Annotated in this window: 27 protein-coding genes and 1 pseudogene; 5 read left to right on the forward strand and 23 right to left on the reverse strand. The window is 45.8% G+C overall.

What is annotated here, in order from left to right:
- Nucleotides 1–32: 32 nt before the first annotated feature.
- Nucleotides 33–1,364: an ABC transporter substrate-binding protein gene (locus tag ARB69_RS13955; RefSeq protein ID WP_055153763.1), complete on the reverse strand. Its 1,332-nt coding sequence runs from the start codon at nt 1,362–1,364 to the stop codon at nt 33–35.
- Between the two features lie 184 nt (nt 1,365–1,548).
- On the opposite strand from ARB69_RS13955, the gene ARB69_RS13960 reads away from it, so the two are divergent.
- The gene (locus ARB69_RS13960) at nt 1,549–3,282 is read left to right on the forward strand and encodes a sensor histidine kinase (protein ID WP_055153765.1); all 1,734 of its coding nucleotides are present in this window, start codon (nt 1,549–1,551) and stop codon (nt 3,280–3,282) included.
- Nucleotides 3,282–4,754, forward strand: coding sequence for a response regulator (locus tag ARB69_RS13965; RefSeq protein ID WP_055153767.1), 1,473 nt, complete (start codon nt 3,282–3,284; stop codon nt 4,752–4,754). Before ARB69_RS13960 ends, ARB69_RS13965 begins: the two co-directional genes overlap by 1 nt.
- Nucleotides 4,755–4,864: 110 nt before the next feature.
- Here ARB69_RS13965 and ARB69_RS13970 read toward each other — a convergent pair whose 3' ends face one another.
- Nucleotides 4,865–5,674: an AraC family transcriptional regulator gene (locus ARB69_RS13970; protein ID WP_055153769.1), complete on the reverse strand. Its 810-nt coding sequence runs from the start codon at nt 5,672–5,674 to the stop codon at nt 4,865–4,867.
- 95 nt (nt 5,675–5,769) lie between these two features.
- On the opposite strand from ARB69_RS13970, the gene ARB69_RS13975 reads away from it, so the two are divergent.
- Nucleotides 5,770–6,840 carry a uroporphyrinogen decarboxylase family protein gene (locus tag ARB69_RS13975; protein ID WP_242857604.1) on the forward strand — a complete coding sequence of 357 codons (1,071 nt, stop codon included), beginning with the start codon at nt 5,770–5,772 and terminating at the stop codon, nt 6,838–6,840.
- Nucleotides 6,841–6,928: 88 nt separating this feature from the next.
- Here ARB69_RS13975 and ARB69_RS13980 read toward each other — a convergent pair whose 3' ends face one another.
- The 9 genes from ARB69_RS13980 to ulaG all read right to left on the reverse strand — a co-directional run bounded on the left by ARB69_RS13980 (nt 6,929) and on the right by ulaG (nt 14,976).
- Nucleotides 6,929–7,621 (reverse strand): L-ribulose-5-phosphate 4-epimerase, encoded by a 693-nt coding sequence (locus tag ARB69_RS13980; protein WP_025655791.1) that lies wholly within the window; start codon nt 7,619–7,621, stop codon nt 6,929–6,931.
- 17 nt (nt 7,622–7,638) lie between these two features.
- Nucleotides 7,639–8,436, reverse strand: a complete 798-nt coding sequence (locus tag ARB69_RS13985) for a DeoR/GlpR family DNA-binding transcription regulator (RefSeq protein WP_025655790.1) — start codon at nt 8,434–8,436, stop codon at nt 7,639–7,641.
- Between the two features lie 360 nt (nt 8,437–8,796).
- Nucleotides 8,797–9,846 carry a uroporphyrinogen decarboxylase family protein gene (locus ARB69_RS13990; RefSeq protein WP_055153773.1) on the reverse strand — a complete coding sequence of 350 codons (1,050 nt, stop codon included), beginning with the start codon at nt 9,844–9,846 and terminating at the stop codon, nt 8,797–8,799.
- Nucleotides 9,847–9,917: 71 nt separating this feature from the next.
- Nucleotides 9,918–10,217, reverse strand: a complete 300-nt coding sequence (locus tag ARB69_RS13995) for a PTS sugar transporter subunit IIB (protein ID WP_025655788.1) — start codon at nt 10,215–10,217, stop codon at nt 9,918–9,920.
- A 66-nt stretch (nt 10,218–10,283) separates the two neighbouring features.
- Entirely contained in the window at nt 10,284–11,636 is a 1,353-nt protein-coding gene (locus tag ARB69_RS14000; RefSeq protein WP_055153775.1) for a PTS transporter subunit IIC, read from the reverse strand.
- Nucleotides 11,637–11,855: 219 nt separating this feature from the next.
- Complete coding sequence (locus tag ARB69_RS14005; protein ID WP_055153777.1) at nt 11,856–12,695, reverse strand: Cof-type HAD-IIB family hydrolase; 840 nt, start codon at nt 12,693–12,695, stop codon at nt 11,856–11,858.
- Nucleotides 12,682–13,428: a creatininase family protein gene (locus ARB69_RS14010; protein ID WP_055153779.1), complete on the reverse strand. Its 747-nt coding sequence runs from the start codon at nt 13,426–13,428 to the stop codon at nt 12,682–12,684. Before ARB69_RS14010 ends, ARB69_RS14005 begins: the two co-directional genes overlap by 14 nt.
- Complete coding sequence (locus tag ARB69_RS14015; RefSeq protein WP_025655784.1) at nt 13,425–13,886, reverse strand: PTS sugar transporter subunit IIA; 462 nt, start codon at nt 13,884–13,886, stop codon at nt 13,425–13,427. The genes ARB69_RS14010 and ARB69_RS14015 overlap by 4 nt, the downstream gene beginning before the upstream one ends.
- A gap of 31 nt (nt 13,887–13,917) precedes the next feature.
- Nucleotides 13,918–14,976 (reverse strand): L-ascorbate 6-phosphate lactonase, encoded by a 1,059-nt coding sequence (ulaG, locus tag ARB69_RS14020; protein ID WP_055153781.1) that lies wholly within the window; start codon nt 14,974–14,976, stop codon nt 13,918–13,920.
- A gap of 309 nt (nt 14,977–15,285) precedes the next feature.
- Here ulaG and ARB69_RS14025 point away from each other — a divergent pair, with 309 nt between their 5' ends.
- Nucleotides 15,286–15,489: a cold-shock protein gene (locus tag ARB69_RS14025; protein ID WP_009001509.1), complete on the forward strand. Its 204-nt coding sequence runs from the start codon at nt 15,286–15,288 to the stop codon at nt 15,487–15,489.
- 438 nt (nt 15,490–15,927) lie between these two features.
- Nucleotides 15,928–16,926, forward strand: a complete 999-nt coding sequence (locus ARB69_RS14030; RefSeq protein ID WP_055153783.1) for a hypothetical protein — start codon at nt 15,928–15,930, stop codon at nt 16,924–16,926.
- A 114-nt stretch (nt 16,927–17,040) separates the two neighbouring features.
- On the opposite strand, the gene ARB69_RS27925 is transcribed toward ARB69_RS14030, so the two are convergent.
- The 12 genes and pseudogenes from ARB69_RS27925 to ARB69_RS26110 form a co-directional block, all read right to left on the reverse strand.
- Nucleotides 17,041–17,565: a hypothetical protein gene (locus tag ARB69_RS27925; RefSeq protein ID WP_330377681.1), complete on the reverse strand. Its 525-nt coding sequence runs from the start codon at nt 17,563–17,565 to the stop codon at nt 17,041–17,043.
- 30 nt (nt 17,566–17,595) lie between these two features.
- On the reverse strand, nt 17,596–18,456 hold the full coding sequence (locus ARB69_RS27930; protein WP_278313165.1) for a hypothetical protein: 861 nt from the start codon (nt 18,454–18,456) through the stop codon (nt 17,596–17,598).
- On the reverse strand, nt 18,423–20,279 hold the full coding sequence (locus ARB69_RS14040; RefSeq protein WP_001820670.1) for a recombinase family protein: 1,857 nt from the start codon (nt 20,277–20,279) through the stop codon (nt 18,423–18,425). The genes ARB69_RS27930 and ARB69_RS14040 overlap by 34 nt, the downstream gene beginning before the upstream one ends.
- A gap of 54 nt (nt 20,280–20,333) precedes the next feature.
- Complete coding sequence (locus ARB69_RS14045) at nt 20,334–20,525, reverse strand: hypothetical protein (RefSeq protein ID WP_001820669.1); 192 nt, start codon at nt 20,523–20,525, stop codon at nt 20,334–20,336.
- 71 nt (nt 20,526–20,596) lie between these two features.
- Complete coding sequence (locus ARB69_RS14050) at nt 20,597–20,827, reverse strand: YdbC family protein (protein ID WP_001206986.1); 231 nt, start codon at nt 20,825–20,827, stop codon at nt 20,597–20,599.
- Nucleotides 20,828–20,872: 45 nt separating this feature from the next.
- Entirely contained in the window at nt 20,873–21,727 is an 855-nt protein-coding gene (locus tag ARB69_RS14055; RefSeq protein ID WP_000743700.1) for a ParB/RepB/Spo0J family partition protein, read from the reverse strand.
- A gap of 8 nt (nt 21,728–21,735) precedes the next feature.
- Entirely contained in the window at nt 21,736–22,701 is a 966-nt protein-coding gene (mobV, locus tag ARB69_RS14060; RefSeq protein ID WP_001820668.1) for a MobV family relaxase, read from the reverse strand.
- Nucleotides 22,702–23,225: 524 nt separating this feature from the next.
- Nucleotides 23,226–24,251, reverse strand: a complete 1,026-nt coding sequence (locus tag ARB69_RS14065; protein ID WP_001170964.1) for an AAA family ATPase — start codon at nt 24,249–24,251, stop codon at nt 23,226–23,228.
- A 154-nt stretch (nt 24,252–24,405) separates the two neighbouring features.
- Nucleotides 24,406–24,880, reverse strand: a pseudogene (locus ARB69_RS26730) (RNA polymerase sigma factor).
- 83 nt (nt 24,881–24,963) lie between these two features.
- On the reverse strand, nt 24,964–25,389 hold the full coding sequence (locus ARB69_RS14075; protein ID WP_000323895.1) for a sigma-70 family RNA polymerase sigma factor: 426 nt from the start codon (nt 25,387–25,389) through the stop codon (nt 24,964–24,966).
- Between the two features lie 94 nt (nt 25,390–25,483).
- A complete protein-coding gene (locus ARB69_RS14080) occupies nt 25,484–25,996 on the reverse strand; it encodes a sigma-70 family RNA polymerase sigma factor (RefSeq protein WP_000241709.1) in 513 nt (170 codons plus the stop codon).
- A 487-nt stretch (nt 25,997–26,483) separates the two neighbouring features.
- On the reverse strand, nt 26,484–26,657 hold the full coding sequence (locus tag ARB69_RS26110) for a cysteine-rich KTR domain-containing protein (protein WP_002779755.1): 174 nt from the start codon (nt 26,655–26,657) through the stop codon (nt 26,484–26,486).
- Nucleotides 26,658–26,720: the final 63 nt, after the last annotated feature.

Consider the following 26,720-nt stretch of genomic DNA (forward strand, 5'->3'; position numbering starts at 1 on the left):
TTCCCCGCATGCTCTGTTTGATCCCTCATTCTTTACTCGCTGTACATTTCCACTTCCGCATCAAGTTCTTTTCCGGCCTGTTCCGGGGTTAGCTGCCCGTTCACCAGTGCAGAGGCCACGTCTCTGATTTTGGTCAGCATTGTGGATACTTTGTCGTAGTTGGTCACGTCGGTCGTTGCTGCGTCCGCGTTATTAATGACATCGGCAAATTTACTATTCAGACGGTTTACCTTTTCAGGATCCGCCTCCACATCTTTATTAGCTACAAGCACCGCATTACTGTTGGCAAGAACCGTCTGTCCCTCAACACCGCAAAGTGCCTTGCAGAGTTTCCAGGATGCTTCAATCTGTTCATCCGAAGCATTGGTTGCAATTCCCAGGGCGATGTCTCCGCCCCCGAAGTTATTCTTCGCAAATTCTTCTTTTCCTTCAAATACAGGTATCTCAAAGAAGTCAATGTCATCACCGACCTCAGAATCCGGGCCCGTATACGCCTCCGCATGAGCTGAGATTCCAAAGTTCAAAGCCGCTTTCCCTGTCTGGAGCATCGTCATTTCGTTCGAAAAATCTACAGATGCAGGCTCCGGCCCAAAGGCTTCCATATCTACCAGCTTCTGCAGTTCCTCCCATGCAGCCACCGCTTCAGGAGAAGAATATTTCATGCTTCGATCGCCAAGCGCCTTGGCCCCTTCTACTCCGTTCATCCTATAGAAAATTGCAGAATACAGGTGTTCTACACGCCATCCGTCTTTTGCGCCTAAAGCCCAGGGAATGACATCCACCGCCTTTAATTTTTCCACACAATCCAAAAGCTCGTCCCAGGTAGCGGGAACCTCTTTGATTCCGGCTTTTTCAAATAAAGCTTTATTATAATAGAATCCGCCCGATACGCTGGAGAACGGTACGCCCCACATCCCCTCTATATCATCATACCGCAGATTCAGGGCATTCAGGGTAACATCAGCAAACTGTGCCTTAAACTCCGGTTCTGCATCCATCTTCTCCGTCATATCCAAAACTTTTCCAGACTGCACTGCCTCATACATCTCAGCGCCGCCCCAGTGCATAAACACATTAGCAAGAGTATCGGAGGCGATCTCGGATACCAGTTTCTCGTGATATTGTGAGCTGGACTGTACCTCCAGTTCCACTTTGATATCCGGATTATCCTTCTCAAACTGTTCTACAAGTTCCATAACCGGTTTGTATCCCGGTTCCGCTTCGCCTAAAGTTGAATAGAATCTGATCGTTACAGGTTCTTTATCAGAACCGGAATCCTCCTGCTTGCTGCTGCATCCTGCCGCAAGTGACGTAACCATTGCCGCCGCAAGCCCTACACTTATTACTTTCTTTAATGCTCTCATTTTCTACCTCCTGTAAATTATAAATTTTCTTTTTCTAAATAAAGTATACGGAAAAATAAGGGAAAGGAAAAGAAACTGAATTCTTATTTTCTATGGCAAAATTCTTTTCCTATATCCAAAGCAATTGCATATTTCCGGTAAATGTTATAACCTAAATTTAATTTAAATAGGAAGGGGGATTTTCATGTTCCGCTCATTCAAAAAACAGCTGACCGCTTTTACCATAGGCTTTGTACTGGCTATAGCCGTTATTATGGCGCTGCTCTGCTACCGGTATATCTATCAGAATATTATTTCTGTCTCCGTACAGTACAATAATCAGATCGCGAACCAACTGTGCAAAAATATTGAACTATTCATGGAGGGGATTGACGAACAGATCGAGTCTGTGGCCTATTCTTCCGAGATCCGTTTTTTCGGAAGCCATTTTATTACTCCCGGCATTTCTTCTTCCCGCAGCGATGTAAAAAAGGTACTGTGGAGTGCAGCCACCCAGCAGAATGGTTTCGATGATATTTCTATTATATATAACGGCAAAAAAATGATCTCCTTGTTTAACATGTATGATGAAAAAAGCCTGCTTGAACTCTGCGATTATTATGACAAGAGCGAGGTTTATCTTAATGCCCGATTCGTCCCTCTGATTCACAGCAATAACAATGGGCATTACTCGCTGTCCTGTATTAAGTCCGTATCGAATTCCTCCGTTACAAGCGGATATTACGTGATTGGCAGCATTATCATAGATGATATTTTTGAGATGCTCAATAACGTCGATCTGGGGGACGGCAGCGGCGCCTGCCTCGTAGATGCCAATGGCTCTGTACAATATTCCACGCTCGTGGAGGGTACCTTTACCCAGGATATGACGAATCTGATACAGACAACTAATTTCAAGAAAGACTCCGGTTTTACTGCACGCCTGAACCGTGAAAATTATATTATATCGGTCTATCCCCTGAATCATTCCGACCTGAGTACGGTTGTCTATATACCTTTGTCCAACGTCACGAAGGCAGCCGCGCCTCTGCTCTATACAATGCTGACCATCATTTTTCTTTTCTTAATCGTCAGTATTGTAATCAGTGTCAAGCTGTCCAACCGCCTGACTTACCCTGTCACCGCCCTGGCCGTTCATGTGCGGAACTGGGATGGCTGCAGCAATCAGTTCCCAAAGGTAAAGGGAACGGAAGAAACTGATATTCTTTATCATTCATTCCAGAAGATGACCGAACATATCCAACTGCTGATGGAGAAAAATGCGCAGGAAAACCGGCAGAAGAGAAAGGCCGAACTGCTGGCCCTGCAGGCACAGATTAACCCCCATTTTCTTTATAATACGCTGGATTCCATCAATGCCCTTGCAATATTGAATGACGATCAGGATATCTCCAATATGACAACCTCCCTCGCCCATCTGCTGCGGCTTTCCATCGGGCAGCCGGATGAATTTGTAACAATTGATGATGAGATCAAGCATATAAAGGCCTATCTCACCATCCAGAAAATCCGATACAATGATAAATTTGATGTGGAGTTTCATGTAGACAGCAGTATCGGCCAGTTTCCAATTATCCGGCTAATCCTGCAGCCACTGATAGAAAACTGCATTTATCATGGATTTGAGACTAAGGAGGGAAAAGGGCATATCATAATAAGTGCAGGGGAAAGCGCCGGCCAGATCGTCATTCAGATCATGGACGACGGTTTGGGTACAGATCCCGTGACGGAAAAAGAAATCCAGAATAATCTGGCTTCCGTAAAAAAACCTGGGAATGGTTGTTCTGTCGGAATCTACAATGTTAACGAACGCCTGCGGCTGTACTATGGCGATAAATCCTCGCTCACTTTCCACAGTGTCCAAAATAAAGAAACCGTAGTCACAATCCGTCTGCCAAAAGAAAAAGGAGAATTGTAATGTTTAAAATAGTGATTGCCGAAGATGAATTTCTGCTCCAGAAGGCCCTTCAAAAAATAATTACCGGACAAACCCGCTATGAGATCAGCTTTACGGCCTCTAACGGCAAGGCCGCATTAGATTACCTGCTTTTGCACAGAGCCGATATTCTAATTACGGATATCCGCATGCCTGTGATGGACGGCCTTGAACTTGTCACAAAGATCAAGGATTCCGGTATTAGAATAAAAACCATTGTAATCAGCGGATACAATGATTTTGAGTATGCTAAGCATATGCTGAAACACGGCGCTTTTTCCTACCTGCTGAAGCCTCTTGTTACGGAAGAGCTTCTCTCAACTTTGGCTGAGGCCACCCGTACCATCCAGGAAGAAGAGAGTAAGCGCAATATCTTGAAGTCTCACAAGTTTAATGCGCTTCAGCAGAATGGCTATGTACATTTTACGGACGAGCTCCCCTCTGTTTTACTGAATTCCCACAGACTTTTTGCCTGTTGTACGGATTTCAAAAGTTCACCGGCCAAAACCGACATAGCGGATTTTCAGTTTGACCTGGAGACCCGCTTCTACCCCTGCTGCTGTTTCATGCTGGACAACTATCTATATCTGGTTACCAGTCTGGAGGACCCGGAACGGGACCGGATAGAAATTGTGACCGAACTGCAGTCTTATTTTACTGACAGAAATATTTCGGTTAAGATTGGAATCGGGCTCGCTGTTTTGAGCATGATGGAGGTATACCAGTCTATGAAACAGGCCCGCCATGCCCTGCGTTTCTATAAAGCGCTTCCCTTCGATGAGTTCGTGGACTATGAAAGGATCCCCTTACTGGAAGTTCCTGCAATCCCTTACCCGCTCACCGAAGAAAAGAACCTGCTGGAAAGTGTCTACTCTCACAGCCCTGACCGGATCCAGCAGCACATCACACAGTTTTATACCTATCTCTCCGGCCAGGATAAAGATGTCATCTACCAGACGCTGGCGGAGCTGGCAGTAAGCTGCAAACGCGAATTTTCCGGCTATCAGCTGGAATACTGCGATTGGGATGAGATTCATTTCCAAATCCAGCACCGGCAGAAATGGAGCGGCATCCTATACGGGATAAGAAAAATCCTCCTGTACATACAGCTGCAGCTGACGGAGAGCAGAAGACTGGCAAACTGTTCCACCGCTATGACAGCCCGGAAATACATCGAGGATCACATGAAGGAACCGCTCACACTCGATGAGGTTGCGAATGCCTGCTTCCTGAGCAAAAGCCACTTCTGCAAGATATTCAAGGAGGAGACCGGCCGAACATTCAAAGCTTATTTGAACGACATACGGATCGAACGCGCAAAAGACCTGTTGAAAAACAGTACTCTGAAAAACTACGAGATCGCACAGGAAATAGGCATTGAAGACGCCAGTTATTTTAATGAACTCTTCAAGAAGATAACGGGAATGACGCCTGTCGAATTCCGTGCGCTTTAAACTACTCAGCAGGCCAGTACTTGAAAGGAGCGGCCCCTGGCAGCGTATGCTCACACTTACAGTACCAGTAAGGTATTTAGTGTAACTTAATACCAGAAACCGCTCCTCCTTTAAAGCATCCTTCTGCTGCGGTATTCTCTGGGAGGCATTTTTTCGTATTTGCGGAAAAACCTGGAAAAATAAAAAGCATCCTCAAAGCCTAATTCCACGGCGATCTCGGATATCCTCATATCCGTTGCTGCCAGCAGCCTTTTGGCCCTGTTCATTAACAGCGTTTCCATATACTCCTTGAGTCCGATCCCCGTATCCCTCTTAAAATTCCTGGAGACAGCGTAATACGATCCCCCTAAAGCTGCTGCGACTTCACTTACCTTTAATGCCCCGCTCAGATGGTTTTCCACATAACTTATGGCTCTCTGTTGTTTTTCATACCCGCTGTAATTTTCCTCCATGCCTTCCCGCCTGGCTATTTCCAAAAAGCGTGATATGACCGCGAGCAGCAGGGACTTTGCAGCTATGATTTTATCCATTGTTTTCTGTTTCAGATTCTCCAGCAGCAGCTCCATTTCTTTTGGTATCTGGGGCAGTTCCATTGCCTCCATACACCGGGAAAACAGGTCGATCCCCGGTATCAGCTGTATCTGGAAATGTATATAAAGCTTTTTCATACGGCCCCCCGCTTTATAATCGTAGGTAGCTCCTGCCGGTATCAAATATAGGTGTCCTTCTTTCAGGCCCATCTGCTGCATGTCGTTGTGTATATGGCCTTGCCCCTCCAGTATAAAGTATAATCTGTTAAACGGGGATACTACCTGTTTATAGTCCCACTCCTCCCCCGCCGTAAGAAGCCCGCTCTCCACAATTTCGAATTTAATCTCATTTATCTTTTCTTCCAGCATTGCAAATTTTTGATTTTCCATAGCAAAAAACTCCATTTATTTTTATATTAATTGCATGTACATTTTCCCTGTATTTTCTATAATTATAGTATACAAAATAATAAGCAGGAAGGAAAGTGATAATTAATATGTCTTATGAAAATGGCCTCAGCGCCCTAAATCTCGAGATGCCACCAAAAATTCCCCGCACAGAGTATTCCGCACACTTCCACTGGGATCTTGTGCAAAAAGTTACAGGAATTGAAGTCTCTTCATACAGTTCCGGGCAGACCCGCATACATGCCTCAGAAGAATTCATTAAAGCATGGGACTACGGCTTTTTCTGGAACATTATTCCTTTTGATGAACAATTCGGCGAGAATCACACAAAAATGGGACATGCGTCCTATCAGCAGAATAGCACGGATTATTCAGACGATGTCCATGTATTCATCGAGGAGCCGGAAGATGTTTTCGATTTGGATTTTTTCGAGACCTATGGGGAAAAGGATAAAAGCAGGCTGATTACAGATTTTAATCAGGACTACCAGAAAATGATCCGGGAACATCCGGATACCGTAAACATGACCGGAATTTACACAACCTGTATGTCCGGGGCCATAGAGATCCTCGGCTGGGATATGCTGCTTCTGGCGGCAGGTGTGGACAGCAGGCTGTTCGGAGAATTTATGAACCGTTATACAGAGTGGAATCTGCAGTATTTTGAAGCATTAGCCGAATGCGAATCTCCTGTTGTCATGGTACACGATGATATTGTATGGACAAGCGGAGCTTTTCTGGCGCCCGAATTCTACAAAACCTTTATTTTTTCTAATTTAAAAAAGCTTCTGGCGCCTTTGCAGGAAAAAGGTAAAAAGATACTTTTTACATCGGACGGTAATTTTACACAATTTGTGGATGATATCGCAGCTTGCAGTGTCAATGGTTTTGTTATGGAGCCATGTACCGATATGTCTTATATCTGCGAAAAATACGGAAGTACACACGTCATTGTAGGAAATGCCGACACCCGGATCCTGTTGTGCGGGGATAAAGATGATATAGAAAATGAAGTAAAAAGGTGTATCGCTCTCGGAAGAGACTGCCCCGGATATTTTATGGCCGTAGGCAACCACATCCCGCCCAATACACCTGTTGATAATTGTTTATATTACAATGATTTTTACGAAAAATACAGCCGGAGATAGCGGCATATTTATGTACTGTTGAAATCTAAATATCACAAAAAGCGGGCTGAACCTGCCCGCTTTCTCCAATCTTCTTTAACGCTTTACGCTATTTACCCTGCCCGTAGTATGCCCCTGGCCCATGTTTTCTCAAATAATGTTTATCCTGCAGTACCTGCGGAGCAGAAGTCACTTCTCTGTTCAGCTGTTCCGTACGGAAAGCCATCTTTGCCACCTCTTCCAGAACAACCGCATTGTGCACAGCCTCAGCAGCATCTTTCCCCCAGGTAAACGGTCCGTGGTTGGAGCACAGAACCCCCGGCACACTGGCAGGATCTTTTTCTTTAAATGTTTCGATAATCACAAGCCCCGTATTCTTTTCGTACTCCCCGTTGATCTCTTCCGCGGTCAGGGATCTCGCGCAGGGAATCTCTCCGTAATAATAGTCCGCATGTGTGGTCCCATAGCAGGGAACGCTTCTGCAGGCCTGCGCCCAGGATGTTGCCCAGGAAGAATGGGTATGTACGATTCCGCCTACCCCCGGAAATGCCCTGTACAGTTCCAGGTGGGTCGGCGTGTCTGAAGAAGGATTATATCTTCCTTCTATTTTGTTTCCTTCCAGATCCATCACAACCATATCGTCCGGCATCAGCGTCTCATAATCCACACCGCTGGGCTTAATAACAAAAAAACCGGACTCTCTGTCTATCCCGCTGACATTGCCCCATGTATAGGTCACAAGGCCGCGGCGCGGCAGTTCCATGTTTGCTTCATATACCTTCTGCTTTAACTCTTCTAACATCTCTTTCTCCTCTTCCTTTATTCCTGGAAATCCACAGGTACCCCATCTTTTGTTACCTGCACTACGTTTACTTCATACTCCCGGAAACCATCGACAATCTCTTGGGGCGCTTTTTCATCTGTAATTACATTCAGAATAGAGTCCGTAGGGCAGCTCACAAAGCTGCTGTTTCTACCCAGCTTGGTGTGGTCGGCTAGGATGTAGGAGGTGTCTGTAACCCGCTGCAGCATCAGCTGGTTAATATTTACCTCGTTCAGTATCTCCGTAGTCATCCCGCTTTCCAGGCTCAGACCGGAACATCCTATAAAGCTCTTCTTCGCAGTTACTTTACTGATATTGTTGGAGGCAAATTCGCCCACCATGGCCTCTTTGATCTCGCGCAGCTCCCCTCCGCTTAGTATCACAGATACCTTGGAAGAATGCTCCGTATAGATGGCTTTCCCATTGTTTGTGATCACAATCACTCTTTTATCCTTAATGTATTTTATCATCTGCAGCGCCGTCGCGCTGGTATTTATAAATATAGTATCTCCGTCCTCTACCAGAGATGCCGCATACTGGGCGATCCTCTTCCTGTAAAGCTTGATCTCATCCTCTTCTGTATTAATCTCGGTTACGCGGTCGGTCACGGTAGCCCCGCCGTAAAAACGTTCCAGCTTTTTCTGGTCCTCAAGATACTGAAGATCCCTTCGGATGGTAAGGGGAGATACCTGCAGCTCTTCTGCCAGTTCCTGCACTTTTACAAAGCCGTTGTTCTTCAGCGACTGCAGCACTTTATTTCTTCTGTTATCAACTAATGCTCTGCTTCTTTTCATATCTTTTCCTCTTTCCACCACTTTGACAGGCTTTACTTTCTAAAGAATATATGATTAGATCATGTTATTAAGACAATTATATGAATGTTTTTCTGAATCGTCAAGTAGTCTTGACAATTGTTGGACGGGGAGGGGGGCGCGAAATGAAGAGACAGACGCAAGCCTCCCAAGTGCATATGTGCCGCTTTAGCACCCTGAAACGGCACATATGCACTTGGGAGGCTTGCGTCTGTCCCTTCATTTCGCTGGGTGCATCCAATCGGCAGAAAAACTTGTCAACCCGGGGAGGCTCCGAAGCGGGGCAGCGTATGAATTCTCTTGGCGGAACATATACTCTTACGATGTCTCCCGGCTATCACTTTATGATGCGCCAACCTTGAACCCGTCTCGAAAGCTACCGTACTTTTCAAAGCACTCCAGCGCATAGAGCATGGATTCCTTGGTTGTGCCAATGGCATCCAGATAACCATATTCCACTCCTATAAGACCGCCTTTGGGCGTGGCCCACTTCTCTACCAATTCTTTTGCTTCCTGTTCGATCAGTTCCTTGTCGCCTGTCGGGAGCGTTGCCTGAATGTCGATGGCTGCTTCGAAGCAGATGCGGCCCTGTGCGATCTTTGATACTTCGTCTATACCGACCAGTCTTGGCTGATGAATATTGATTATGTCTACCCCCAGTTCGATCAGGTCCTCCAGGATATCATTGATCTTACCATCGGTATGGAAACGGATATCCATGCCGCACTCATGCGCTTTATCAAATATCCTTTTATACTGCGGTTTGAATATTTCTCTGAATATGTCCGGGGATATCATCAGATTGTTCTGTGTCCCCCAGTCATCGGTTGTATCATAACAGTGAATTCTGCCTTTGCCCAGTCTGTAGGCTTCTTCGATAATGCCAATCTGATAATCCGCAAGCCTTTCAGCCATAACCTCAATCTCTTCGGGCTCCACAAGACAGTCCATTAATGTATTTTCAAAACCTCTTAAGAAATGCATGCGTTCAAAGATACACTGCGGGCTGTTCAGCTGCACGTAGAGGCCTTTTTTCTCCGCCTCATCAAGTGCCTCCTGAAGTCCCTCAAAACGCCCTTCCGCCTTAGGATCCGGGAATACATAATCATCCATATCGTCCCATTCCTCTATCGGAATGTTCGTTACCTGGCCCATATCAGAGCCGCTGGCATCATCGCTTTCCCACATACATCCCCATTCATCATATTCCCCGTTCTTAGGGCGCACCTTTTTGGAAACTGTATAGTCCGCGCCCTCCGGCCATGTGCTTTTTGGCGGCAGGACGAAAATACGGCATACGTCCCCTTTACCGGCGATCCGGTCAAAGCGGAGTCCAATTCGATCCGGCCCCGTAAATTTCACGTTTCCTTTGATAATCTCATAACCAGTCATTTTCATCCTCCTAAAAATCTAAACAGTTAACGAGTGCCTCCCGGCGTAAATATACCGGTAGGCACTAAGCCTTACTTTATTTCATTTGGAAAATGTTCTTTTACTGCGGCGAGAAGCGTCTCTGTCACAGCAGCCGTATCAATCAGGTTCTTTGTCTCTGCAATGACAGCATTGCTTGGCGGAAGCATCCCCGCCCACTCAGGACTGGTCAGAACCAGATCCGTTGTTGTGATAAAAGACAGCGCCTCACCAAATGAACATGATTCCACAGCGGCGTCAATATTGTGCTCATCACAAATTTTCTTTACACTGATCTTTAAAATCGTGCTGGTTCCCATACCATTTCCGCACACACATAAAATATTAAGCATCTTTTTTACCTCCTGTTTTAATTGTTCAGATCCATGAACAGTTACCTTGTTTTTTCAGTGAATTACCTAACCTGCTATCGGAATTCCCAACAGACTTCCAATTCCTTTGAAGATCGCGATAATTACTACCCATATTGTCGCATAATCTGCGCTTCCCTGCCACCATGTTATTTCCATCATCTTAACAGCGAGGGCGGAACCAAGTATCTGAACCAGACCATTTGCCGTACAGATCAGGGCTGCTGCCTTCCAGCCGCCGAACTTGTTTGCAAAGATTGCGATGGTCGCATTGTCGAAGAACAGCGGTATAAAGCCGGGTACCAGGAAGATCGGGGACTTGAATACCAACAGTCCGACAAGACCGATGATCTGTCCCAGAGCTCCGAAGAGCAGACCAAGTACTACTGATTTAGGAGCAAATGCAAAGATCGCTGCACAGTCAACACCTGCTACCGCGCCCGGAAGCAATTTCTCTGAGATACCCTTGAAGGACACCATCAGCTCTCCCACGAACATACGCACACCACTCAGCAATACGACGATGTTGGCTGTCAGTGTGATGGCAATCCAGATAAGAAATACTACGTTGTTTGTCAGGCCCGCTTGATTCAGCCCTTCTGCTCCTCGGAGCCAGTCGATCTGCTCTTTTCCTACCACAAGCATAATAATTGCAGTTGAAATGAACATAACAAGGGCCGTTGCAATAATGTTATCCTGAAGGAAATTCAGTGATTCCGGTAATTTCTTTTTCTCAATATCATCTTTTTCCGGGTTGCCGATCTTTGGAGCCACTTTGTAGGCAATATAGTCAACAACCATCTGCTGATGGGCTACCGTAAAATCTGCGCCTGTGATTTTCTTTGTAGGCTCGATCAGCAATGTGGAACAAATACCCCAGTAAAGAGCGGTAACTACGGCTGCGATCAGGACTGTCGGCAGCATTCCGAGCCCCAGGAACCTCCAGACAATATATGTACTGATACCTGCCTGAACGATCATAGCGTTACCTGTCAGGTAAACGGCACGGATTCTTGTAAACTTTCTCAGCGCCACAAGAACCAGATTCAGGATAAATGCTACAAGCAGCGTGTAAATCCCCCATGCAGCCCCTGTTCCCTCTCCGAGAATCGCATCCATCTTCTCGTAACCGGCAGTCATGGTCGGGTATGTATTAAGTCCTGCCCCCTGGATACCTGTTGCGTTCTGAAGAGCCGTCAGAAGTTTTCCGAAGTTCGCAATCAGGGCGCCGGATCCCATCCCCATAACAATAATACCGATGGATGCTTTTGCCGCACCTGCAATTGCCTTGGACACCTTCTGCTTCATCGCAATATAACCGATAAATACGATGATTGCCATCAACAGAAAAGGCTGTCCGAAGATTTGTTTTAAGAGTAAATCAAGAATTGAGTTTAACATTATTCCTCTCCTTCCTTTGTAACAAAATTTTCCTATCTCTTTGTGCAAAATGCATTCTTGATACTTTGTATTATAGTGTTCGTTATGATAATTGTCAATCTTATTATATGATTATTTATCGTTTTATATGAACTTTTTGCTCTTTAAATAAGTTTTACGCCTCATTAATTACCATTTCATTGCTATATATTTGTTTTACGTTCGTTATAATTCATATAATCACTGTTTGGTCACAATTCCCAACTCTTTTTCCAGGTATCTTGCCACACCATCGTCATTATTGCTGAATGTCACACTGCTGGCCGCGTCTTTCAGTGCCTTTACGCCGTTTTCCATGCAAATTCTATAATCCGCGCATGCAAACATACTCAGATCGTTTTCATAATCCCCGAATACACAGACGTTTTCTTTACCGATCTTCATCTCCTGCATAATTGTCTCAAGAGCAGTTTTTTTGGAGACCTGACTCTGAAATGCACCTAAAAGGCCATACCCCGTTGGTTCATGGTGCACGTTTGCCAGACTGTCAACGAAACTTATGTACGCTTCCATTGCTGTTTCGTTTTCCACGTAGGCCACGATTTTTGCAGCAGTCTTGTACCCCAGCACAGAGCCGCTCCGGAGGAACTCCCTGACCTTGAGTTTTACCGGGCAGCCTGCTTTCTGAGACAGCGCCTCGTAATCCCGGATCCTCTTTTTCAATTTTTCGCTTCCCTCAGAAAAATACATTTGTTCTGCAGAATACATCATAAATGTCATCTGCTGTTCATTCAGATAGGCCAGAAGACTGGCGGTATCCTCCTCTGCCAGAAAATTACAGCAGATCACCCGCTTACCGCTTCGCACAAGTGCGCCATTATCAGACAACATGTATTCACAGCCGCCAAGCTGTTTTTCATAGATGGACATCATCTGTTCATCCCGTCCGGAGGCAAGGCAGAAAGCAATCCCCATCTCCCTGACTTTTTTCATCACAGATACCGTATAGGGGGTGATCATTTTCTCGTCATTTAAAAGTGTCCCGTCCAGATCGCAGACGACAAGCTTAATTTCGCTCATAGTTCTCTCCTTCTTTTATACAGCGTATTTGTTCCTGCAGCTCCCGGCATATAAGTTCAAATAATTCCCTGCCTTTTTCCGCAGTCGCTGCGGATGCATCTCCGAAGGCCCCGCTCTCTATAAAAGTTCTCCATGGCACCGGCTTTTTACCATAAAGAAGCGGAACCGGCGGGAATTCTGTGGTCACAGCTTTCATATCCACCAGTTCCTCCTTAACATAGAGCATCAGAGAAGTCTCCAGTTCTCCCGCATGCCATACACTTCCGTTCCACAGAGGCGTAGTCAGAATATGTCCTGCTTTCTTTTCAATTCCGGCAGCCTTCATATGATACACATGATCTCCGGTCCCGCGATCGGCCAAAGTTCGAAGAACCTCTTCAATGACCTTATGATTTCCGTTATGGAAAGAATACAAAATAATCCGCCTGGGGCTGGCACGCATCACACTTTCCACGGCCTGCAGGCAGTAATTTTCAAGACATGCCGGACTGATAGATATAGTGCTCTCAAACTCCCTGGCGGACCATACCTGTCCATAGGTTATACATGGATAATAATACATGTCCTCTCTTTCACAGATCTCTTGTGCAAATGCATGCGCCAGTATTGTATCCGTCCCGAGAGGCAGGTGGAGGCCATGCTCCTCCACTGAACCAAGGGTTAACAGAACACCTTCGCTCTCCCGTATATTCCTGCTCGCAGTTGTCCAGTTCTGATAAAAAAGATTTCTCATAGCTCAGAATACTTTGCATCCAGTGCAAGAAGTTCTTCTTCATCCTTAACATTCATCAATGCATCCATGATATCGGCTGTCAACAGCATATTGGCCAGTTTTTCCATGTTTTTCATATGTTCGTCGTGGTCTTTGGAAGCCAGAACAAAGAACAGCTTGGCGTCTTTTTCCGGATTACCTTCTTCAAAATGTACAGGTTCCTCCAGTTTCATGAATGATACTGCCGTGTCATTCACTCCCACAGCGCCTTCCTGCGAATGCGGCATTGCGATATTAGGTGCAAACACTATGTAAGGGCCATATTTTTTCACGCAGCCGATTACAGCATCAATATATGCCTGCTCGATAGAGCCATCGTCCAGAAGAGGCTGGCAGGATGCCGCTACCGCTTCTTCCCATGTATCAAATCCTTTATGAAAGCAAACTCGTTTTTTCTCCACTAATTCTCTTAATAACATTTCCGCATTCTCCTTTTTCCCGAATATTTTTTTACAGAATGGAACGGTAAGGCACGTTTGGCTCATCTGTAAAGCAGTCTTCAAATCCTCTTCTATAATGGAACTGTTTTTTATCTTTGTCTAGGGGCCAGATATATTTTCCACCCACATCCCAGATGAATGGTGTGAACTGATACTGTAACACATCTTTTTTAAAGTTGTAAAGCATCAAAATCTCCGCCGGGTCTGCCTTAAAGTTCGTCCATACATCATAATGGAACGGAATCACGACCTTACACTGCAGAGCCTCTGCCATTCGAAGGATATCCACAGATGTCATCTTATCCTGATTTCCGGCCGGGTTTTCACCATAAGAACCAAAAGCAATGTCTATATCATAGTCTTTGCCATGTTTTGCATAATATGTAGAGTAATGAGAGTCCCCGCTGTGATAAACGGTTCCAGCCGGTGTTTTGATCAGGTAATTGACCGCTTTTTCATCCATATCGTTGGGGCAGGTATTCCGAATATCCTCATCCGCGGTTACAAGACAGGTTCTGTCAAAGGAATCCAATACCACAATCTCGCAGTCTTTTACCCGAATCACATCTCCCGGTTTTACAATTCTGCATCTTTCTTCCGGAACTCCATAGCTGAGCCACTTTTCAACGCTCTTGAGGGGCCCGATAAATGGGACGTCAGGCTCACAGTTCTGCATAACCGCTGCCGCAAAGAACGGGTCAATGTGGTCATTGTGGTAGTGGGTGGACAGTACCGCATCCACAGTTGTAACGGCAAACGGATCGTAAACAATCGGCGCCGCACGCAGGTTTGGCTGCGTCATCCTTCCCCCTGTCATATTGCGCATCTGATGGAACGGAGCCATCTCCTTTGTCTTTTTGCTTCTTTTACCATTGCCGAACCACAGGTCGATTGCAATGTTCGTACTGTTCTCGGATTTGATCCAGAGCCCGGTGCATCCAATCCACCACATGGCGAATGTTCCCGGGGCAACTACTTCCTCATCAATTTCCTCGTTCAGCCAGGTTCCCCATTCCGGAAATGCTCCGAGTACCCATTTCTCTCTTGTCAGTTCATTCACTTTGCTCATTTTGCTTCCTCCTGCCTTAAATGATTGTTATTTTTCATTAAAACTATCGTTTATTATCTTTTCACGCTTATTTTATCATTTATTATGAATGTTTTCAATGCATTTATATGATTATTTTGTTTTTATATGAATATTTCACGTATCACTTGACTAATCATAAATCTCATGCTATCCTATAGGTGTATTTTCATCGGAGTTAGATTTCACATATTTTTGTAAGTCATTATGTTCCATTGATAATGCCTTACAAAAATATGTGATTTTTTATTTTCTGAGATTTACAAATATTATATTTAGGAGGTACCTATTATGAATAACGGTACAGTAAAATGGTTTAACGCACAAAAAGGATTTGGATTTATTACAAACGATGCTAACGGAGAAGACGTATTCGTACACTTTTCAGGAATCGCTTCCGATGGTTACAAATCTCTGGAAGAAGGACAGAAAGTATCATTTGACATCACAGAAGGAAACCGCGGACCTCAGGCTGTTAACGTAGTTGGAGCATAATCCGGTTTTAGTGATTCGTCAGATTTGAATTCTATGCAAACCTAAGTCAAATCCCCCGCAGGAGTCTGCGGGGGATTTGTTTTTTCCTGTATTATCTTCAAAATATAAATGGAGAGCATCTTATGATTCTCCTTTTTATTAAGTCTATGTTTTCAACATTATTCCCTTATTTTTCAACAATAAACACATTGCTTTTCCTCATCCGGATATGATATCCTGTCTGCACAAATCTTTATTTCTATTGAAAATCTATTTTTTTCTGACACTCGTCAAAGAATCCAGATTTGTAATCACTCTGCTGCTGTTTACACATTACTTGTTCACAACAGCAGCGCCCATTTGAAAGAGGTGCTGCCTATTGAGGGTTTAAAGCCACAGTAAATTATGTTACGAACTGTTACCTGCTTCAAACCGAGCATGCTATAATGGAGGTACTAAATGAATGATCAAATGCTGCAATGGCATCCCATATTTGGAACAGCCATTCAGCTCAATACGGCAGAGGAGGCAGAAACCATAACATTCCAAACGGAACTTGGATTGAATAAAATGCCCATGCGTATTGATCTGGTTTTAATTAAAAAGGACAAAGAGCCGCTAAAGAAGGATTTTGGGAGAATCCTGCGCGGTCATAATATCTTCGAGTATAAGAGCCCTGGGGATACATTAAACATAGACGATTTTTATAAAACATATGCATACGCCTGTTTCTACAAAGCTAATACGGAACATGTTGATGAAATTTCTGCCCAGGACATAACCATCTCTTTTGTATGCAGCCAGTATCCAAGAGAGATGTCCAAAAAGTTAAAAAAGGAAAGAAATATTACCATCGGCCAGGTATCTTCAGGTATTTACTATCTGAGAGGAGATCCTATCCCCATGCAGTTAATACTGATCCCCCAACTGCCCTATAAGGAAAACCTCTGGCTCAGCAGCCTGCGCACAGATTTGGTGCCAGGAGAACATCTGGATATGCTGATGGAGGACTATCAAAAGCATAAACATTCCAAAGATTATCAGGCTATGATGGACGTAATAGTCCGGGCAAACCATAACACATTTGAGGAGGTGAAAGATATGTGTGAAGCATTACATGAATTATTTGCTGAAGATGTACAAAAAGAGGTGGCAAAGTTTACTAATCTGATTGCTCTGGATGTAATTGAGCAGGTGACTGAAGACGTCACTGAAGAAGTTACCGAACAGGTTACCAAACAAGTTACCGAACAGGTCACCAAACAAGTTACCGAACAAGTTACCGAACAGGTCACCAAACAAGTCACGCAGGATGTTATGCGTCAGGATATTTTACTTTTCGTACAAGCTCTAACTGATGATGGCTATACCGATGAAGTTATTGCCAGTCGGCTCAGAAAGTATTTTTCGCTGACGGAAGAAGATATCCGGTACTATCTCCAGGCGGAACAATTGTAATAGTAACTGGACACGGGAAAGAAATATTTTGCTGAAGCATTCTGCCACAACACGATTTCCCCCGTGTCCGTTTTATCTATATAATACCTATACCTGCCTGTTTAAGCTGGATGTTTAACAAGTTTCCATAACCTGACATTTATTACAGTCACGGCACTTTTCGAAATCAATCTGCGGTACACGCTGTCCGATGATTCCCAGATCATTCAGATCCGGTTTCACACAGTTATTTGGACATCCGCCTGCCGCAATCTTAAACTTGTCCGGCAATTTCACGCTGGAATACCCGTGATAAAAGCGTTCGTGTATCTCCTCTGAAAGCCCAAATGTATCGATCAATCCATACTGGCATGTTGTGCCTTTGCAGGATACAACCGGACGGACCTTCGATCCCGTCCCCCCAGTCTCGAGGCCTGCCTGCATCAGATATTCTCTAAGTGGCTCTATATTATCATATGGTACTCCCTGAATCTCGACGGTTAGCCGGGAGGTCATCGTCACTTCACCACTTCCGTAGAGCTCAGCAGCTTCTGCAATTGTACGGGCCTCTTCCGCAGTGATCTTTCCATTTCTTGTGATAACACGTCCGTTAAACTTATCGGAGGTCGTCTTATCTCTGATGAAGACAAGTGCCTTAATCCTTGTTACATCTTCCGCTGAAACTTCAGCCTACGTCTTTTTCACCTTCACATCGTTGAAAAAGACACCGCCTTCTAATGCTGCCGTGTTTGCATAACCAAAGTATCTCAGTCTGTTTTGAAGGAAATACGCCCGTTTCCCCTTTGTACAGACTAACAGCAGTTTCTCATCTTTGCCAATCCCCTCAAGTTCTCCGTTTACCGTGCCCAGATTAATATATTGCGCTCCACGGATAGACGGGGACAGACCTACATCCAGAATACGCCATCCATCCGCTTTTCCTTCTGCGTATTCGGCAGGAGTCATACTCACAAGTTCTCCATTGATCTTGTTCAACAGAATATATACCGCCTGGACAAAGGGATGGATTGCTGTTGAGAATGGAGGTGCATATGCGAAATCAGCGTTTTCATAATCTTCCAGGACTGCACCCATGTTGATTCCCATCACCGCAATGTCAACCATCTTATTTACCGCTCCGGGGCCAAATACCTGCGCTCCCAGAAGCTTATGCGTCTCTTTATCCGCAATCAGCTTTGTTACAAAAGATGCGGCTCCCGGATAGTAGTGTGCCTTATCTTCTGTTACTGCAAGGGCCGTCACCACCTCATATCCCGCTTCTTTTGCCTGTGCCTCTGTCAGTCCCGTACGCCCGCAGTTCAGATTCGGGAGCTTCACAACGCCGGTTCCCAGGACTCCCTTGTATTCTTTGACGGCGCCTGTCAGAACCTGTGCAAGTGTCCGGCCTTCCATATTAGCAGAAGAGCCCATGGGAGACCACTGTCTCTTCCCTGTGATCCGGTTTGTTACCATCGCGCAGTCGCCTGCAGCATAAACATCCTCCAAACTGGTCTTCATCAGTCGGTCATTTTTTGCGGACAGTTCATACATGCTATCCTTTTCTGTTCTCTGCTCCTGCGTTTGCTCTCGTTTGATTTCTCCCTCCGTATCTTCTTGGCACAAGCAGGACAATACCTTGATGCACCAGAGCCCGGGACATATTCAACGCCGCACACCGTACAATTTTTAGCGGGCATTGCTGCCCACCGTTTTGTAGGTATGATATGTAATTCATCGACAAAGCCGATGAATTTATAGTAAATCTTGATTTCCTGCTTCACTGTTCCGTCTGCCATCTTCTCACGCTCCGAAACAAGTATCTTGTCTATGAGTGCGTTTATAACTGTTGCATCCAGTTCTTTTAAGCCTTGATAATTTCGGATAAGGGCGAGGAAGTCACGGATTCCCCGTGATTTCTCGTAGCTTTCATTAAGAGTTTCCGTCACCTCTTTCAGCCTTGCTTCAATTTCAAGCTGCTCTTTCTGGTATTTCCCCGACATCATCTCAAAATTCCGCTCGGTAATACGCTCCATGACCTTATCCTCGTAGAGAGAGGAAAACAGCCTGTCCAGTTCCGCAAGGCGTTTGTTCAGCTTCTTACGTTCTTTCTCTAATGCTTTCGCCCTGCTCTGGTCTGTTTCCGTGAGCCGCTTTTCTATGGCCCTGACCGCCTTTTCATCATTCACTGCCATATCCGCAAAACAGTTGATGTCGGCAAGAACGGCATTGAATAAATCCCTTGCTTCTATATTGTGGGCACTACACTCGCTTCTTCCGTTTCTTGCATAATTATTACATGAATACTGTACACAGTCGATAATCTCTGGGCGTTTCCTCCTGTGTACGTTCATTGCCCGCAGAGCACATCCGCAGTCCACACACTTGATAACGCCTGCAAAAATATTTACAAATCCTCCCTTGTTCTGTGGAAGCCTACGACTTGTAATAAGCTGTTGGACAATATCAAATTCCTCCTGCGTGACTATTCCCTCATGGGTATTGGGTATCACTTCCCATTCTTCGGGCAGCTTAGAGGGGCGTTTCTTGCTTTTCATATTGGCGGCAATCCGTTTGTAGCCTACAAGATTTCCCGCATATATCGGGCTTCTTAAAATGCTCCTCACGCTGTTCCCACTCCAAATATAGCGTTTGTCCTCGTTCCCCTCAAAATGACGTTCAAAGCCTGTTTCGCCACGCTCCGCCGCATAAGCGGCAGGGCGTAGGATATGCTGTTTATTAAGATGTCTGCAAATTTTGGCAACTCCATTCCCTTTTAATGCAAGGTCGAATATCTCTTTTACAACATGTGCCACTTTATCATCTATCAGCAGATGGTTGTGGTCGGCAGGGTCTTTGATATAGCCATAAGGGGCGGTAGTTCCCATGAATTTCCCCTGTTGAAACCTCGCCCGATATGCCGATTTTATCTTAACAGATATGTCAGCGGCATACATTTCGTTTAAAATGTTGCGGAAAGGCGTGATGTCCATAGCAGATTTATTCAAGGTATCTACGCCGTCATTGACCGCTATATACCTCACGTTATGCTCTGGGAAGAAAACTTCCAGATATAACCCACAATCAAGATAGTTTCTCCCCAGACGGGATAAATCTTTCGTAATCACGCAGTTTATCAGACCGCTTTCAATGTCTTTTATCATATTCTGGAAACTTGGTCTTTGGAAATTTGTACCAGAATAACCATCGTCCACATACGTTTTTGCTATGTGCCATCCCTGCTTTTTCACATAATCCGTGAGGATGGATTTCTGTGTCGCAATGCTCGCACTCTCGTTATCCGTACCATCGTCTTTAGATAAGCGGCAATAAATGCCGACTAAATAGATTTTCTTTTCTTCTTTGATTCCTGCCATACTGTAAAACCTCCGTATCTGTCCTATCTGTTTTCATGTCCCATTGCGTACATTCTAAGCGGACAGCCCCTCATTGTCGAAGGTGTCGCCCTCGGCAATCTTCTTCCGAATATCCTCGGAGATAATCGGGACAAACGCTTCTGTAACGGTCTGTGTGCCGACATATTCACGGCTGATTATCATCTGCACTGGTGCTTTTGGCACGATACGCTTTCTCTTTTTATCTGCTTTCTTATCCTCGCCCATACTTAAATCTTCCTTTCCAGACAGGGCAGGGAAGAGTTTGGAAATGTCCCCGCCCTGCCAATCAGATACCATTAATCCTCGCTGTTTAATTCTTTCTGTAATGCTTTAAGGAGTGCCGCCGCTTCATCAGCGTTCAGCGTGATTCCCTTGCCGCACTTTTCACGGTTCGGGGAAAAGCTGCGGATGTCATACTTCGGCTCTTTCCCATTCCATGAAATGAGATTGATTTCCTTTGTGTAGCCACTGTCGCCCGTAGACAATACTGCGATTTCCTTTACGATTTCATACTGGATTTCTCTCATTCTCCATACCTCAACTCTCTGTATTTACTTCCCGAAAAAAGAAGATTAGCGGCTGTCACGGTTGCGTTTCCTCTGCAACTCACGCTCCAAAAGTTTGATGATGGTTTCCTCCATCTGCTTCGGCGTTGTGTTCTTCGGAAAGTATTTTTTCAGCTTGCTTGTGTTGATTTTCAAGGTTTCTTTCTGGTTGCCCTTTTCCTCCGTCATAATCGCAAATATCGTATCCATGTCAAGCCGCCCGCTCTGGCTTAACTGTTTCATCCGCTGTGCCTGTGAGAGTGAGGGCGTTGCTTCTTCGCTCTCCATCGTGGCAAAGAGGTTTTCCTGCTCGTCTTTCTTCAAGAAGGACAGTTCCACCGCAGGCGTGAGGGCGATTTTCCCCTCGTCCACCATCTGCAAAATCGGCGGTATCAGTTCCGTCAGGCGGATAAAACGCTGCACGGTCATCCTGCCCACGCCGAAGCCCTGTGCCACCTTGTCGTCCGTCCGCAACTTCGTCACAACTTGTGACGAGGTTAAGTCTGTGCGGAAACCCTGCCGCTTCATGGCTTCGGATTTCATCTTGTAAGCAAACGCCCGCTCCGATGGCAGGATATTCTCACGCTGCAAATTGCTGTCTACAAGGGTGATGATGGCTCGGTCACGGTCTAAGGGCAGGACAAACGCAGGCACGGTATTTATCCCTGCAAGTTCAGAAGCACGGACACGCCGCTGTCCTGCAATCACTTCATAACCGTCCCCGTCCTCTTTCGGGCGTGTGATTATCGGCGTGACAATGCCAAATTCCTTGATGCTTTCCGCTAACTCTGACAGTGTTTCATCTTCTGCCACATGAAACGGATTGTCGGGGAACGGGTACAAGTCTTTGGTCTTTAACACCTTAAAATCCTGTTTCTTCATTCACATATCTACCTTTCTTTCGCTCTGCTTCTATGATTTTTCTGCAATTCTTCCAACACTTCGGGCGGTATTTTTGACAGCAGCCGCCCCATCTGCTCGTTGGTTCTCTGCAATTCAAATATCTTCTGATTCGCTTTCTGCACCTTTAGTTCCTGCTCGTACTTTTCATCACGCATACGCCCCGCATAGTCTGATTCCTGCCCAATTCTCTCTTTCAAACTGTCGATATACGCCTGCTGTTTCCCGATTTCCTTAGAGAATTTCTCCACGTCTGGCAGCCATGCAGAGAGTAAATCTAACGCTTTATCCCTTTTCTTCCCTGCGTTAAAGGCGTTGATGTCGGATAGGGCAGACACGATTTCTTCATACTGTTTATCAAGCCTGCCGCCTAATTTATAGAGCCATGTGGGGACGTGTTTCCGCTTGGTTTCCATTGAGGACTGCCCCCGTTCAAGCTGATTCCACCGTGAGGACATCCGCTCATGGTAGGCGGTCTGCCACTCGGATAATGATTTCTGGTTGCCTAAGATAGCTTTCGCTGACAGCTTATTGTCTGGCGTAATCGGCACAAAGCAGAGGTGCATATGGGGCGTTCTCTCGTCCATATGGACGACAGCGGAGAGGATATTCTGCTTTCCAACACGCTCCGAAATGAAGTCAAGAGCCGTCTGGAAATACGCTTTTTGTTCTTCGGGCGGTAACTGGTTCATAAATTCTGGTGAAGCTGTGATGAGCGTTTCCACCATCATCACGCTGTCTTTCCTTGTCCTGCACCCCGCTTCGGCTACCATGCGGTTAATCTCTTTCTTGTAGGTGTACTTTGGTGGTGCTATGAGATGGTAATTGTTTTTAGAGCGTTCCATATCTATATCTGGGTTGCTTTTGTAGGCTTCTTTCTTCCGCTCGTTGTGGCGTTCACAAGCCGCAACGCCGCCCGCTTTTCGTTTCTGGAAACGCAGGATTGCATAAGGCATAGGCGGATTCCTCCTTTCTTTCGGCGGGTGACCGTCCTTTGGGGTGACAGCGGTGACGGTGGTGACAGCAGTTTTGGGATACCCCCTGCCGACTGCCGCAACTGTCACCCTCACCCCCTGCATGACGGTCATGTCGATGATGACGGTGTTTTTGGGATACCCCCCTCGCAAGAGCCGTCACCGTCATGCCGCCATTCTTTTATCCGAAGCCGTAAGGCGTAGGATAGCAGGGCACAGCCCTGCCTTAAGGGAGTCCAGAGGGAACGTCTGGCACACGACTTTGCAGGGCAAAGTGTAGTGTGTTACACCCTGTAAACGCAGTCGGAAAAATCGGAATGATTTTTCTGACCGCAGGGGTGGTTTTACACGACCGAAAAGGGCGAGTAAATCTCACGCCTGCATTTTGCGTTTACGGGGTGTTCTCCCGTAGGGATGACAGCGGCAGGGTATCCTAAAATCACTGTCACCACCGTCACTGCTGTCACCCGCAGGGCAGAGCCGCCAGCTTTACATGGCTTTAAGCGTCAATGACAGTAACAGGGGGGTATCCTAATATCGCTGTCACCACCATCACCGCTGTCACCCGCCCTCCTTGCAAGGGCAATCCGCCTGCCGTCTTTCCTGCGGCTGTACTGGTAGCAGATACGGTTCTCGCTTAAAAATGTGGTGCGGTATTCATTCAGCCATTTCGTAATCACCGTGGGTATGGTTTCCGTTTCCCCCATAGCGGCTAACAGTTCCGTTGCCGTGCCTATCCATTCTTCCTTATCCCTCATAAAATCCACCAACCGAAAAAGGACATCTGGTATCGTTTCTTTCGCAAGCTGCTCCTGCGTTTTCCGCTCCACAAGCTCCCAACGGCAATCACGGAAACGCAGCGTGTATTCCTGATAAGGCGTGTCCCTGCCCGTCACATACAGCTTGGCGGTGTCAGACGCACGTTTCTCCTTTTCCAGAACAAAGGTAGCGTCCGCACTCCCCGTTAATCCTGTCGTCCCAGACACCTTGTTGAACACGTCGCTGTCATTCTGCTTTCGGATGTGGTGTACGACAATGACCGCCAGAGAGTGCCTGTCGGCAAAGTCTTTGATGAGGGAGATGTCCCCATAGTCGCTTGCATAGGCATTGTCTTTTGAAGCTGTACGGACTTTCTGCAAGGTATCAATGACAATGAGCCTGCTGTCTGGGTAATCTTTCAGATAATCTTCAAGCTGCACGATAAGACCGTCTGACAGCTTGCAGCTTGCCACGGCAAAGTGGAGCCGCCCGCTTGCTTCGTCCGTCAAACGAAATAACCTGTCCTGTATGCGGCAGAACGTGTCCTCAAGGCAGAGGTAAAGCACATCGCCCTCCATTGTCGGCATATCCCATAAAGGGATTCCCTGCGACACGCATAAGCATAGCTTCAGCATGAGCCAGCTTTTGCCTATCTTCTGTGAGCCGCAGAACAGCGATAAGCCTGTCGGGATAAGGCTGTCCACCACAAAGGATGGTTTCTCAAGCGGTTCATAAAGGAGCGTTTCGGCGTTGACTGTCTGTAACTTCTGCATGGCTTTCCTCCTTTCGGGCGGTGTCTTTGTTTTCGTTGCACATAGGCGTTGACCTCCTTAAAAATAGATTTACTCCCACGGAAAAAAGTGAGAGTATGTAATGCCGCCAATCCCACACAAATAAAAAACAGATTTCTTTTTCGGGCGGTGTCGGTCACGGTTGGAGATATTTCTTCAATTTCCGCCTTTACTTTCTCCTTTGCAATCGCAACAGATTTCTGTATTGCCGAAGCGGTGCAATGCTCCATAGCGGCGATTTGGTAAAAATTGAACTCATACTCGTAGTAGAGCAGGAAACGCCGCCTTTGTATCTCTGGAAGGCTCCCAACCGCCTTATAGAGCGTTTCATTCCGTTCTTCCTCAACCATGCGTTCATCAAGGCTCTTAGGCACACGCAACGCCCGTCTGTAAAGGGTTTCGTCCCATACCTCGTTAAACTCCCTGTGCCGCTCGTCCCATTAGAAAAGATTCCTGTTCCTGCGCTCCATCTGCCGAAACTCCATAAAGAACTGTTCCGACACTTCCAACTCGTGGGATTTGCCCTGCCCGTCCTTAAAGCTGATAAAATACCTTGTGCCGCTTTCCGTGGATTCCTCCCGAAGCGTGTATGCCTTAACCCTGTATGCCATCCTGTTGTCCTCCTGCAAAAAATGAGTGAGGGGATTTCCATCCCTCACCCAGTAGCCCGCAGGATGGCAGGCTGTTTTAGAAGCTATAAAATTTTCCGCAGCTTCTTCCGCAGATGGTCTAACCTCGCATAGATGGCACCAGTCGTCAAATGCACAAGCGGGGCAATCTCCTTTGTGGAATACCCCTGCATTTTCAGCAGGACGATTTTCAAGGTACGCCCGTCCACCGTGACTAATACTTGATAGAGATTTTCGCTCTCAATCTCTTCCAGTAACTCCGCAACCGTACCCACTTCCGCCTGCCGCTCCCTGCCTGCCATGTCCTCAAGATATTCCGCAACGTCATTCGTCCATCGGTAAAACCGCCTGTTGGAATTGAAGTCTGCCCTGTCCGCCATGCGTATCTGCTCAATGGTCGCTTCATCAACGCCGCACTCACGCAGCAGCTTTTCCTCCGCTTCTTTCCAGATACGCCATTTCCTGTCCTCCCGTCCGTGGTTGTATGCCATTCTTACTTCCTCCAATCAGAATTGATTGAGAGGGCAGAGAAAAGCCCCCTCATCTTCCCAAAGGAAAAAACAAGGGGGCTGAACGCCTTAAATTTTAATTTTCTATTATCTTTCTTAGTTTTATTAGGATTCTGGCTTTGCGTTTGTTTACAACGCTCTGGGTTATGCCCAACCTCGCCCCGACTTCACGCTCGGAAAGTCCGTCAAAAAAGATTGCCTGTATCAGCTCCTGTTCACTATCCGACAGCAAAGGCAGGGCGGCTTTCAGCCTGTCCACCATGACCGCATTGACAACGGTTTCTGCAATGTCCACCGCTTCATCAGTGATAAAGTCCAGAGGATTCCCCTCGCTGTCCGTAAATCCGTCGAGAGATAGCAGTCTATTCTTTGTATCTAATTTTTGCAGATAACGCCACCGTTCCTTGTCACGGTAGAAGTCTGTGTATTGCTCCCTCACGACTTCAAGCAGACAGCCTTGAATGGGGATAAACAGCTTGTCCATATAGGTCTGGTCGGATTCCCTGCAACGGCAGAACTCCGTGTAGGATAATTCCACATAGCCGCCACTTTCTCTGATATATACCTTTCTTGGTGCATATTTCACCATAAATACCTCCCATCTGAATTTTTGAAATGTAAAAAATCCAGATGGAGAGGCGGAGAACGACACCGCATATCAGAAACAGCCCTACGGCACTTTCCAACAAAAATCGACAAAAGAAAAACCGCAAAGGCTCTGTGACCTTTACGGTTATAGGAAATAGTAATTCTATTGTATGGAGATTGTACTTCTACTTTCAAGGTGAGAAGTACCGTTGCACTGGCAGAAATTTTTTTAACTGGTTTCCTGCCGTTCTCTGATATGCTATGTATTGATAAATTTTGCTTCGTATGAGCAGATAGATAACTGCCCGAAAAAAGGACATAAAAAAATCCCTCCAAATTTAAAAACAAATTCAGAGGGTAATTTAGGGTATAACAAAATAACCCACCCGAATATCGTTTTTTTTATTTGGTGAGTTTGTTCTTTCAAATACGAAACAAAAAGAGCCGATGATTCGTGAATTGTTCCACAATTTCATCGGCTCTGCGTCTTAAGCGTCTGGCTCTTTGATGACAGTTATCTTCAAGTTGTCAACTTTAATCAATCTTTCTTGTCTGCATTTTGGACAATAAAGGGGATAATTCTCCAAAACAGTGTCCTTCCTAATTTTATTACGGGTTTTGCTCCCACAAACAGGACACAATATCCATTCGCATTTCATCATAATTAGTCTCTAATCCTTTCAAATCTCATTTTATATGACTTTTGCAAGCTGTTAAGCTAACTT

The organism is Faecalicatena contorta (genome assembly GCF_001404335.1).
Taxonomy (GTDB): domain Bacteria; phylum Bacillota; class Clostridia; order Lachnospirales; family Lachnospiraceae; genus Faecalicatena; species Faecalicatena contortus_B.

What these genes read in the sequence shown, in the direction of transcription:
- ARB69_RS14055 (WP_000743700.1), bottom strand. Translation starts at nt 21,727, where the DNA reads ATGAAGAAACAGGATTTTAAGGTGTTAAAGACCAAAGACTTGTACCCG.
- ARB69_RS14010 (WP_055153779.1), bottom strand. Translation starts at nt 13,428, where the DNA reads ATGAGAAATCTTTTTTATCAGAACTGGACAACTGCGAGCAGGAATATA.
- mobV (WP_001820668.1), bottom strand. Translation starts at nt 22,701, where the DNA reads ATGCCTTATGCAATCCTGCGTTTCCAGAAACGAAAAGCGGGCGGCGTT.
- ARB69_RS13990 (WP_055153773.1), bottom strand. Translation starts at nt 9,846, where the DNA reads ATGACTGGTTATGAGATTATCAAAGGAAACGTGAAATTTACGGGGCCG.
- ARB69_RS14065 (WP_001170964.1), bottom strand. Translation starts at nt 24,251, where the DNA reads ATGCAGAAGTTACAGACAGTCAACGCCGAAACGCTCCTTTATGAACCG.
- ARB69_RS13955 (WP_055153763.1), bottom strand. Translation starts at nt 1,364, where the DNA reads ATGAGAGCATTAAAGAAAGTAATAAGTGTAGGGCTTGCGGCGGCAATG.
- ARB69_RS13995 (WP_025655788.1), bottom strand. Translation starts at nt 10,217, where the DNA reads ATGCTTAATATTTTATGTGTGTGCGGAAATGGTATGGGAACCAGCACG.
- ARB69_RS14030 (WP_055153783.1), top strand. Translation starts at nt 15,928, where the DNA reads ATGAATGATCAAATGCTGCAATGGCATCCCATATTTGGAACAGCCATT.
- ARB69_RS14040 (WP_001820670.1), bottom strand. Translation starts at nt 20,279, where the DNA reads ATGGCAGGAATCAAAGAAGAAAAGAAAATCTATTTAGTCGGCATTTAT.
- ARB69_RS13980 (WP_025655791.1), bottom strand. Translation starts at nt 7,621, where the DNA reads ATGTTAGAAGAGTTAAAGCAGAAGGTATATGAAGCAAACATGGAACTG.
- ARB69_RS14015 (WP_025655784.1), bottom strand. Translation starts at nt 13,886, where the DNA reads ATGTTATTAAGAGAATTAGTGGAGAAAAAACGAGTTTGCTTTCATAAA.
- ARB69_RS14080 (WP_000241709.1), bottom strand. Translation starts at nt 25,996, where the DNA reads ATGGTGAAATATGCACCAAGAAAGGTATATATCAGAGAAAGTGGCGGC.
- ARB69_RS13960 (WP_055153765.1), top strand. Translation starts at nt 1,549, where the DNA reads ATGTTCCGCTCATTCAAAAAACAGCTGACCGCTTTTACCATAGGCTTT.
- ARB69_RS14050 (WP_001206986.1), bottom strand. Translation starts at nt 20,827, where the DNA reads ATGAGAGAAATCCAGTATGAAATCGTAAAGGAAATCGCAGTATTGTCT.
- ARB69_RS13965 (WP_055153767.1), top strand. Translation starts at nt 3,282, where the DNA reads ATGTTTAAAATAGTGATTGCCGAAGATGAATTTCTGCTCCAGAAGGCC.
- ARB69_RS14045 (WP_001820669.1), bottom strand. Translation starts at nt 20,525, where the DNA reads ATGGGCGAGGATAAGAAAGCAGATAAAAAGAGAAAGCGTATCGTGCCA.
- ARB69_RS14000 (WP_055153775.1), bottom strand. Translation starts at nt 11,636, where the DNA reads ATGTTAAACTCAATTCTTGATTTACTCTTAAAACAAATCTTCGGACAG.
- ARB69_RS14075 (WP_000323895.1), bottom strand. Translation starts at nt 25,389, where the DNA reads ATGGCATACAACCACGGACGGGAGGACAGGAAATGGCGTATCTGGAAA.
- ulaG (WP_055153781.1), bottom strand. Translation starts at nt 14,976, where the DNA reads ATGAGCAAAGTGAATGAACTGACAAGAGAGAAATGGGTACTCGGAGCA.
- ARB69_RS27930 (WP_278313165.1), bottom strand. Translation starts at nt 18,456, where the DNA reads ATGTATGAACTGTCCGCAAAAAATGACCGACTGATGAAGACCAGTTTG.
- ARB69_RS26110 (WP_002779755.1), bottom strand. Translation starts at nt 26,657, where the DNA reads ATGATGAAATGCGAATGGATATTGTGTCCTGTTTGTGGGAGCAAAACC.
- ARB69_RS14025 (WP_009001509.1), top strand. Translation starts at nt 15,286, where the DNA reads ATGAATAACGGTACAGTAAAATGGTTTAACGCACAAAAAGGATTTGGA.
- ARB69_RS13970 (WP_055153769.1), bottom strand. Translation starts at nt 5,674, where the DNA reads ATGGAAAATCAAAAATTTGCAATGCTGGAAGAAAAGATAAATGAGATT.
- ARB69_RS14005 (WP_055153777.1), bottom strand. Translation starts at nt 12,695, where the DNA reads ATGAGCGAAATTAAGCTTGTCGTCTGCGATCTGGACGGGACACTTTTA.
- ARB69_RS13985 (WP_025655790.1), bottom strand. Translation starts at nt 8,436, where the DNA reads ATGAAAAGAAGCAGAGCATTAGTTGATAACAGAAGAAATAAAGTGCTG.